General features: G+C 72.0%; 8 protein-coding genes and 1 pseudogene. 6 read left to right on the top strand and 3 right to left on the bottom strand.

Annotated features, from left to right (window positions below; all coding sequences use genetic code 11):
• On the bottom strand, positions 1-1,624 hold a 1,624-nt coding region (locus BU198_RS24450), incomplete at its 3' end, for an FtsX-like permease family protein (protein ID WP_411293227.1).
• Positions 1,625-2,042: 418 nt separating this feature from the next.
• Between BU198_RS24450 and BU198_RS24455 the strand changes: the two genes are divergently transcribed.
• Complete coding sequence (locus BU198_RS24455; protein ID WP_188299015.1) at positions 2,043-2,774, top strand: ABC transporter ATP-binding protein; 732 nt, start codon at positions 2,043-2,045, stop codon at positions 2,772-2,774.
• 154 nt (positions 2,775-2,928) lie between these two features.
• Here the strand turns inward: BU198_RS24455 and BU198_RS24460 are convergent, their stop codons facing one another.
• Positions 2,929-4,551, bottom strand: a complete 1,623-nt coding sequence (locus tag BU198_RS24460; protein WP_188299016.1) for an FAD-dependent oxidoreductase — start codon at positions 4,549-4,551, stop codon at positions 2,929-2,931.
• Between the two features lie 357 nt (positions 4,552-4,908).
• Positions 4,909-6,528, bottom strand: a complete 1,620-nt coding sequence (locus BU198_RS24465) for an alpha/beta hydrolase (RefSeq protein WP_223244878.1) — start codon at positions 6,526-6,528, stop codon at positions 4,909-4,911.
• A gap of 337 nt (positions 6,529-6,865) precedes the next feature.
• Between BU198_RS24465 and BU198_RS24470 the strand changes: the two genes are divergently transcribed.
• The 5 genes and pseudogenes from BU198_RS24470 to BU198_RS24490 all read left to right on the top strand — a co-directional run.
• Entirely contained in the window at positions 6,866-7,150 is a 285-nt protein-coding gene (locus BU198_RS24470; RefSeq protein ID WP_188299018.1) for a hypothetical protein, read from the top strand.
• A 126-nt stretch (positions 7,151-7,276) separates the two neighbouring features.
• Positions 7,277-7,798, top strand: coding sequence for a MarR family winged helix-turn-helix transcriptional regulator (locus tag BU198_RS24475; RefSeq protein ID WP_188299019.1), 522 nt, complete (start codon positions 7,277-7,279; stop codon positions 7,796-7,798).
• Positions 7,799-7,907: 109 nt separating this feature from the next.
• Entirely contained in the window at positions 7,908-8,396 is a 489-nt protein-coding gene (locus BU198_RS24480; RefSeq protein ID WP_188299020.1) for a hypothetical protein, read from the top strand.
• Positions 8,393-9,256, top strand: coding sequence for an NmrA family NAD(P)-binding protein (locus BU198_RS24485; protein WP_188299021.1), 864 nt, complete (start codon positions 8,393-8,395; stop codon positions 9,254-9,256). Before BU198_RS24480 ends, BU198_RS24485 begins: the two co-directional genes overlap by 4 nt.
• A 400-nt stretch (positions 9,257-9,656) precedes the next feature.
• Positions 9,657-9,865, top strand: a pseudogene (locus tag BU198_RS24490) (hypothetical protein); the annotation flags it as partial.

The raw sequence follows: 9,865 nt of genomic DNA on the forward strand, positions 1-9,865 counted from the left end.
GGCCCCTGGCGGCGGCGCGGGCGCCGAACCGGGCGACGAGCGGGAGCACGCGCAGCACCACCAGGGTGCCGGCGCACAGAGCGAGCGTCGGGGTGGCGACCAGCAGCAGGTCGACGTCGAGCCGGCCGGAGGCGTCGGGGGACAGCCCGCCGCCGTACTGGTCGAGCTGCTGGTAGGCGAGCGCGGCCAGGGCGAGCACGGCGAGGTCGCCGCCGTTGCGGGCGACTCCGGAGACCACGGCCTGGCGGCGGCCGGTCCGGCGGCGCAGGGCGGCGCCGACGCCGCGCACCACGCTGGGCACGGTGGCCAGGAGGATGCAGGAGAGGGCGCAGACCACGGCCACCGGCCAGAGCGCCCAGCTGATGCCGGTCTCCAGGTCGACCTGGTGGGCGCTGCCGAGGCCGGCCAGCGCGCGGACCAGGAACGGGGTCAGCAGGGGCGCGAACACGGCTGCGGGCAGGGCCAGCAGCAGCGACTCCAGGGCGGTGAAGGAGCCGAGCCTGAGGGCCGAGGCGCCGCGTGCGGCGAGCATCTCGTTCTCGGACTCCTGCCGGGCGGAGATCAGGTGGACGACCAGCAGCAGGGCCGCCGCGGCGAGCACGGCCAGTTGGAGGGCGCCGATCAGCAGGGTGGACCGGGCGACCACCATGCTGTCGGACAACTCGCGCATGATGTCGGGCAGTTCGGTCTTCGCGCCGAGCGAGGCGGTGTTCCTGAGCTCCTCCGCGAGGCGCTGGGAGCGGTCACCGACGGCCTGGGCGGTGGCCTGGTCGGCGCCGGAGAAGTCGGCGTCCAGCGACCAGCCGAGGCTGCCCTGGAGCAGACCCCCCGTGGTGAAGGCGCTCCGGTCGACCATCATCGGACCGAAGGTGGTGAAGCCGCCGACCTCGATCTCGTGCCCTCCGACCGGGTCGATCCGCCAGTACGGGGCGGTCGGGTCGACGGCCCGGTAGACGCCGGTGATCCGGACGGTCAGGGACTTGCCGTCGAGCCGGTCGGCGAGCCTGACCTCTGCGGGCAGGGACTGCTCGGTCAGGCCGAGCCGCCGCAGCAGACTCTGCGGGACGGCCGTCTCCGGGGCGGCGGACTGGACCGGCCCGGTGGGGGCGGCCGGCCAGGCGCCGGCGAGCAGTTGGACCCGCTCCCGGTCGAGGTCGGCGAGGACCGTCAGGTCGAACTGGGCACCGGGGGTCTGGCCGGAGGGGGCCGGGGCCGCCGTTCCGGTCGACGCGGCCGCTCCGGCGGCGCCGGGGGCGTTGCCCGCGGCCGCGCTGCCCGCTCCCGCGCTGCCCGCCGCCGTGTCGGCCGACCCCGGCAGGCCGTAGGAACGGCTGCGCGTCAGGCTGTCGGTGTGCACGGGCAGATCGCCGAAGAGCTTCTGCCGGTAGGCGGCGATCGCCTCCTCGTCCTTCGTCCGCTGGTCGCGTCCGTGCTCGCCGGTCACCGCCACCGTGGTCCGGGCGTGACCTGGCCCTTGGAGCGCCTGCCGCAGGCCGGCTTCACCGACGCTGCTGTTGAAGGCCACCAAGGCGGTCAGCACGGACGTGGTGATCAGCACCGCCAACAGGACGGCGGCAGCCAGCGGCACTCGCCCGCGCAGTCGGCGCACGACGAAGCCGAGCATCAAGTTCCTCCCCCGGATTTACATCCCCGGTTGCATCCCGGGGCTTCGCTCATCGATCCGGTCCGAGCACAAATCTGCTACAGACGGACACATCGCGAGCACACCGGTGCATTGATCACCGGCAATCGGTCGCCGGATAGCGGACGATGCTGTCAGATTCGATCGAGGAACGGAAGGGACTTGCGCGAATCAAGTATGCAGTGAGCAAATTCCATCATTGGTAGCATCCACGGCCGGGGATGCCCCCACTCGAATGCCATGCACACTTCACAACTCCGGCTTCGGTCAGCTCCTTTGGCGCGGGACACGACTTCTCGGATTCACCGTCCGGGAACGTGAACCACCGGAGCAGCCATATCCGTAGAACCGAAGGGACCCGGATCCTCACCGGGTTACCACGCCCACAGGGGGACGCCGCATGACGCAGCATCAGGCCGCCACCGCCGACCCGACCACCCAGCCGATGGTGGCCGTGACCGACCTCCGCCGGAGTTTCGGCACCGGCGAGCGGGCCGTACACGCCCTGCGCGGCGTCTCGTTCACCGTCGGCCGCGGCGAACTCGCCGCGCTCAAGGGCCGGTCCGGCTCCGGCAAGACCACCCTGCTCAACCTGGTCGGCGGCCTGGACACGCCGACCGGCGGCAGCATCGCCCTGGACGGCGTCGACCTCGCCGGGCTGGACGAGGACGGCCGGCTCGCCCTTCGGCGGGAGCGGATCGGCTTCGTCTTCCAGTCCTTCGGGCTGATCCCGATGCTCACCGCCGCCGAGAACGTCGGCGTTCCCATGCGGCTGCGCAAGGCCCCGGCCGCCGAGCGCGAGGAGCGCGCGCACACCCTGCTCGCCCTGGTCGGCCTGGCCGACCACGCCAACCAGCGTCCCGGCGAGCTCTCCGGCGGCCAGCAGCAGCGCGTCGCCATCGCCCGGGCGCTGGCCAACGAGCCCAGCCTGATCATCGCCGACGAGCCGACCGGTCAGCTGGACTCGGAGACCGGGCGCTCGATCATGGAGCTGCTGCGCGCGGTGGTGCGCAGCGAGGGCGTCACCGTGCTGGTCGCCACCCATGACCCGACGCTGATGGGGCTCGCCGACCGGGTGATCGAGGTCCGGGACGGACGGATCCTCGACGAGGTCGCCGAGCAGGCCGCGTAGCGGAGCGGGCCGCCGGGACGGGTCGGGCTGAGCCGGGCCACGGCCGCGGGGATGCGGGCGCGGGGTGCGTCCCCACACTCGCTGACCTGGACGGTCGGCCGGCCCCGGGCCGGGCGCGGGCGCTCAGCCCCGGGCAGGACGTCGGCGCCCGGCCTCAGGCCTTCGCGGGGATGATCGACTGGGCGTGGTGGAACACCTCCTCCCCGTCCCAGTGGGCCTTGGTGCGCTGCAACCGCGGGTAGTTGCCCTTGTAGTAGAGGCGCGGGTAGGCCGGGTCCGGCTGGTTCGCGGTGCCCAGGTCGGTGTCCGGGTAGTTGACGTACGCGCCGTCCGTCGCGGTGTCGACCTCCGGGACTCCGCCGGTCTCCCGGTAGACGTCCCGGTACAGCCCGCCGAGGTAGGCCAGGTGCTCGTCGTCCTGGCCCGGGTCGGTCCAGTACGTCTGGTACTGGAGCTTCATGATCGAGTCGCGCTGGGGGACGGCCGTCTCCTCGGGCCGGCGGGTGTTGATCCGGCAGCCGTAGGAGTCGATCTGGACCAGCGTGTCGGTGAGGTCGACCCCCTCGACGTCCCGCACCAGCCAGTCCCAGAAGGCGGCGATCTGCGCCGGGCTGAACGGCTCCCGATGGTAGGCCGACTTGTACTTGCCGCGCTGGTTGTCCCCCGAGGGGTTGAGCGTCATGGTGGCCTGGAACCACGGCATCTGGCGGCGCTTGTCCGGGTAGGGCAGGAACAGCCCGCCGGCCGCCCGGGTCTGCACCGCCGCGGGCGTCGTCATCCCGCGCTCGACGGCCGCCACGAAGGCGTCGAGCGGGGCCGGGTCCTCGCCGTCCCACTGACTGAACAGGACGACGTTCCCGTTGGAGTGGTGGGTGAGCTTGAGGATGGCGAACAGCCCCTGGTACACCTGCTCCTGCGGACCGCTGTGCTCGGCCATGAAGGCACCGAAGTTCCGCACCAGCGTCTCGAAGTCGGCAGGGCGCTCCAGCAGTTCGGCCCAGGGCCAGGCCACGCTGCTCAGCCAGACCCGCGGTGGCGGCTGGGGCACGTCCGACGCGAAGTGGTACCGCAGCACCACCCCGAAGTTCCCGCCACCGCCGCCGGTGTGCGCCCAGAAGAGGTCCCGCTCGGGCGAGCCCTCCGCGTCCTCGCGGTGCGCCCTCGTCACCACGGCCGTGCCGCCCCGGACGGTGACCACGTCGACCTGGACGAGGTGGTCCACGGTGAGCCCGTGCCGCCGGGACAGCAGGCCGTACCCGCCGCCGCAGACGTGGCCGCCGGCACCGACCGAGTAACAGGACCCGGCGGGCAGGGTGACGGCGTACTCCCGGAACAGCGTGGTGTAGACGTCCCAGTTGGTCGCGCCGCCCTCGACGCCGTACGTGGGCCGGCCGAACTTGTCCGTCGAGGCGGCGACGCCCCGCATCGTGCCGAGGTCGAGGATGACGCCCCGGTCGTTGTCGACGAATCCCTCGTAGCAGTGTCCGCCGCCGCGGACCGTCGGCCGCAGCCCGTGGTCCAGCGCGCGGTTCAGCTCGGCGACCGCGTCCGCCTCGTTGCCCACCAGCCGGATGTACGCGGGGCTGCTGATCCACCGCTGGTTGAAGCCCTGGCTGAGGGTCCGGTAGCGGGGATCGTCCGGCAGGACCGAGCGCCCTTTCGGCAGCTCCCGGCGCGCGCCCTCGGCCGCCGCCTCGCCCGTGGAACCGACGGTGATCCCGGCGGCCGCCGCACCGGCACCGCCCAGGAATCCCCTCCGGGAGAATTCGCACTGCATGACCCGTCCCCACTTTCCCGAGTCCGAGAGAAGCCGGCGGGCCGCACGCTAACACGGAAATCAAGCGGCGGGAATCGCTTAATGAATAGTGTGACAGTACGTCATTTTCGGTGATTCATCCCGCCCATGACCTCGGGCGCCCCGGCGAACGCCCATTGTCAGTGGCCTGGACTATGGTCGCCGACAACGCGCCGACGACGCGCCGGAATCCGTCCCACAGGAGGTTCGATGACGATCTTCTGCCGCATTGTCCCGGCCGTCCGGGAACTCGCCCGAAAAGCACGGTCGTGGTGGCCGGCAGCACCGCCGACCACCACGACCGTCACCTCGTCCCCCGGGCCACCGGGGGCAGTTCCGTCAGACTGCCGGGAAGATCTCCGCGTCCGGCTTCAGCAGCTGGCCGGGCTTCGGCGCGGTGCCGTCCACCAGGTAGCGGGTGACCAGATCGTTCAGCGCCTTGCTGCGGCCGACGGCGCAGTGCTCGATCGAGTCGACGCTGACCAGCACGGCGTTGCTCAGCTGCTCCTGCATCCGCTGGGCGAACTTGTACTGGGTGGCCGGGTCGTAGAGGTTGCCGATCACCATCACGGTGTTGGAGGTCTTCTTGTTCCACGGGCCGGAGAAGCGCTCGGCGTCCCTGGCCGGGGCCGGCCAGCTCGCGCACGCGGGCGCGTCGAAGGCCTGGTAGCGGCCGAAGGTCGGCGACTCCTTCTCCCAGGTCTTGGCGGCGTTCGCGAACACCCGGTCGTTGGACGGGTACGGCTTGTCCTGGCAGTTGACGGCCATGTACGAGTCGTCCGCGCTGTACTCGGAGTCGACCGGGGCCTCCCGCAGCGCCGCCCGCGGGACGTTCACCGAGAGCAGGTTGGCGTCCTCGTCGGAGACGTTCGCCTGCGGGGCCAGCAGGGCGGCCGCGTTCGGCTTCTGGAACACCTGGTAGGTCGCCTGGAGCGACTTGGCCAGCGGAGCCAGCTTGGCCTGCGAGTACAGGGCGCTGGCCACCTCGCCGGTGAAGGTGCTCAGGGTCACCTGGGAGCCGTTCGGCAGCGTGATCGGGCTGGTCCGCAGGTGGTCGCGGAGCTGGTCGAACTTGGCCCGGGTGTCACCCTCGCCGAAGGCGCAGCGCGGGGCGCCGGCTGCCTGGCAGCGCTTCAGGAACTCGTCCAGGGCCAGCTCGAAGCCGCCCGCCCGCTGGCGGTCGTACTCCATGCCGTTGTGCAGGCGCAGGTTGGGATCGACGTTGCCGTCGACGATGATCGCGCGGACCTTGTTCGGGTACATGTTGGCGTACGTCGAACCGATCAGGGTGCCGTAGGAGAACCCGGCGAAGGTGAGCTGGGAGTCGCCGACGGCGCGGCGCATCCGGTCGAGGTCGCGCACCACGTTGATGGTCGACATGTGCTCGATCAGCGGGCCGGCGTTCTTGCTGCACGCGTCGGTGTAGTCCTGGTCCGCGTCCAGCGTCTCGTTGATCTCGGCCTTGGTGACCGGCACGCCGACCATGCGGTTGTTGACGGCGTCCGCGTCTTCCTGGGTCTTGAAGCACTTGAGCGGGTTGCTCCGGGCCACGCCGCGCGGGTCGAAGCCGACCAGGTCGAACTTGGACTGCACCTCGGTGCCGAAGCGGGCGGTCGTCGCCCACAGGTAGCCGCTGCCGCCCGGCCCGCCGGGGTTGAGGAACAGCGAGCCGATCCGCTTCGACGGGTCGCTCGCGCGCCGCCGCATCATGGCGATGCCGACCTTCTCGCCCGACGGGTTGTCGTAGTCCAGCGGCACGGGGTAGACGGCGCAGTCGTAGATGCCGGGGTCCGGCTTGCTCGGGTCGGGGTTGCACGGCGTCCAGGCGACGGGCGCGACCTTCGCCTCGGCCAGCCCGGGGGCCTGGTCGAAGGGCGCCGCCGACGCGGCGACGGCGGTACCGGTGACAAGTGCGAGAGCGCAGGTGACCGCTCCGGCCAACGTGGATATGCGGGACAAGGAACCTCCTCCGTACTGAAATGGCGGCCCCAGCCTGTCAGCCGGAGATCTCCGTGTGAAGACCTGGGAGCAGCGGAAATCCTTCGCCCGACGATCGGGAACAGCGCGGAACATTCTGTGAATGAACCAACTTGACGGTTCATTGACCTGATGCCCTGTCACTCGAAGCCGTCAATCGGCCGCCGGCCATCCGGTCCGGTCGGGCCGATCGGGCCACTCCGAGGTGGTGGCCGGTCCTTCGGAGAACCGTCACCTGTGATCGCGCAGGAAGGCCGGGATCTCTCCACGGGGCGGGGAGTTCGGCAGGGGCGCGGGCGCGTCCCGGAGGAATGCGGTGATGACGGCTGCGGCCCGGTCGTCGTTGTCGTCGAGGCCGTTCCACATGTGGTGCCCGACACCGGGCATGTACTGCGTGCGCCGGATGGCGGGGTCGGCTTCGAGGACGGCTGTCGCCCGGATGGGCCGGCAGCTCGCCAACCCGCTGGCGGTCGGCCTGCGCAACGCCGCGATCCGGCTCACCCCGCCCGGCGCGATGATCCGGACCGTCCTGCGGCACGCCGACTGGACACCGCCCCGGATCGCTCCCCGGGCCGCGCGGACAGGTGCCCCCGACCCGGCATGACGAGCGGGCCTGACGCCCCTGCGCGACGAACCAGGAACGACGAACCAGGAACGACGAACCCGCGTGACGAACCCGCTTGGCGAACCGACTTGACCGGAGATCTGATTAGGCGCCATATTACTTCTCGTGACCCAGCCCCCCGAGACCGGTCCCGCCGCCCCCAGCCTCGACCAGGCCCGCCGCCAGATCGCCCGCTACGGCCTCTCGGCCGACCCGCAGGCGATCCTGGTCGCGGCCCGGCTGATGGCGGCGGGCGCCCGGATCGGCCAGGCCGGCGAGGTGCACTTCGGTCGCTTCGGCCTCTCCACCGGCCGGTACCGGCTGCTGGCGGATCTGGAGGACCACGGCGGCGAGAAGTCGCCCTCCCAGCTCGCGGCGAGCCTCGGCGTCTCCCGGGCGACCGTGACCGGCCTGGTCGACGGCCTGGAGCGGGAGGGCCTGGTGGCCCGCCGGCCGTCCACCGAGGACGGCCGCGGCAACGTGGTGCTGCTCACCGCACGCGGCGCCGACAAGCTGCGCGAACTGGCACCCGAGCACTTCACCCGGATGCAGGCACTGGTCGGAGGACTCTCCATCGAGGAGCGCACCACCTTCCTGGACCTGCTGGCCCGGGTGGTCGCGGGCATGGACGCGCTCACCGAGGACTGATCCGACCCAGGCGGGCTGCTCGGGCAGCCCGCCTCCCTTTCACCCTAATAGTTAGGTACCTAAGCACAAATACTTAGGCACCTAATCAGATATCGGAAGAGAGAACCCCATGAGCAAGAAGGCCCCCGGCGCACCCCCGCCGTTCGTCCTGTGGCGCGAGGTGCTGGTCGCCTACGCCATGCCGGCCGTGACGGCGGGCCTCGGCGGAGCGATCACCGGGCAGCCGCACCTGGTGACCGCGGCACTCACCACCATCGGCGGCACCTCCGCCCTGGTGGCCGCCACGCTCGGCGCCGGCCTGCGCCGCCGCCCGCCCCGGACCCGACCCGTCCGGACTCCGCGCGCCCTCGCGGCCGCCGTGCTCGGCCTGGCCGCCGCCACACTGGGCCTGGCCACCGGACTCGCCGCCGCCCGCTGGCTGCCGCAGATCCCGGCCCTCGCCGACAGCCCGTGGCCTCCCCGGCTGCCGCTCGACCTGGCGCTCTCCTCCGCGATCGCCGCCACCATCACCACCTGGCGCTGGCGCGGCAGCCGCCCGGCACCCGCAGCTCAGCACCGACTCCCCACCGCACCCCAGCCCGAAAGGCAGACCTCATGATCGTCATCATGGGCGCGACCGGCGCCACCGGCGGCGCCACCCTGCGCAGCCTCACCGCCCTCGGCGTGCCCAGCCGCGCCCTCGGCCGCGACCCCGCCCGACTGGCCGCCACCCTCGACGAGCGCACCCTCGCCGGGACCACGCCCCTCGCGGCCGACGCCGCCGACCCGGCCTCCCTGCGCGAGGCCTTCCGCGGCGCGCGGCAACTCCTCCTGACCATGGCCAACGGGCCGCACCAGGTCCGGTACGAGCTGAACGCGATCGAGGCGGCCCTCGACTGCGGCGTGGAGCACATCGTCAAGATCTCCGCGCCCGCCGCCGAGCCCGACTCCCCCGTCGCCGTCTCCCGCGGCCACCACCTGATCGAGCAGCGCCTGCGGTCCTCCGGCATCACCACCACCGTCCTGCGGCCGTACGCCTTCATGCAGAAGCTGCTGCTCCTGGCGCCCGGCATCGCCGCCGGGGTGATGCACGGCGCGATGGGGCAGGCCCGCTGCAACTACGTGGACGCCCGGGACATCGGGGACGCCGCGGCCGAGGCCCTCACCCGCCCCGGGCCGACCGGTGGCACCTATCCGCTCACCGGCGGGCGGGCCTACAGTCACCCGGAGCTCACCGCCCTGCTGGGCGAGCTGCTCGGCCGGCCGGTCCGCTACATCGACCTGAGCCCGTCCGAACTGCACGCCCACCTGGTCGGCCGGGCCGGAATGCCGCACTGGCTGGCCGCCCACGTGGTGGAGATCCAGCAGCTCGCGGTGGTCCGCGAGGAGGTGCCGGACGACACCTTCCACCGCCTCACCGGACGCGCTCCACGTACGCTGGAGGCGTTCCTCGGCGAGCACCTGCACCTGTTCGGCTGACCACCGGACGCCGTGGCGGGCCGGGCCGGAACCGGCCGGACCGGCCCGGGAATCCCCGCGAACACCGGGGAAGGCTCGGTTCGCCACCCGGAGGGAGCAGTATTCATGTGGTGTGGATCACGGTCGGAAATTCGACCTGACGGTCCGTCAATTCGACTGATGCCCCGTCACATCCATGGCAACCGGCCTCAGTTATTGCCTGACGTAACGTCAGATTCAGCCGTTCCGGCGCCAGTTGGGCGGTGCTTCCGCTCCTGCCGGGCCGCCACTCCGGGGCTACCATCGGTCGGGTTGTCCGCTCCGGCCCCGGAGTGGGGTCACCCGATCAGGCGGTGTTCCCACCGCCCCAGGGGCCGGGCATCGGTCGGAACGGGGCGAGGACGAGGAGCGCACGGCTGCCATGACAGCTGAACCGAGCCACCCGGAGCAGTACGCCACGCCACATCCGGCCGCAGCACCGCCACCGGCCACGCCCCCTCGGGAGCCGGCGCTGGAGCCCGCGCAGGTCGAGCTGACGAAGGTCACCCGGCCCGAGCCCACCTCGGCGGAGCCCGCCCGGCCGGAGCCCGCACCGGCAGAGCCCGCCCGGCCCGAGCCCACCCCGCCGGG

Source organism: Streptomyces sp. CBMA156 (genome assembly GCF_014596515.1).
GTDB lineage: Bacteria > Actinomycetota > Actinomycetes > Streptomycetales > Streptomycetaceae > Kitasatospora.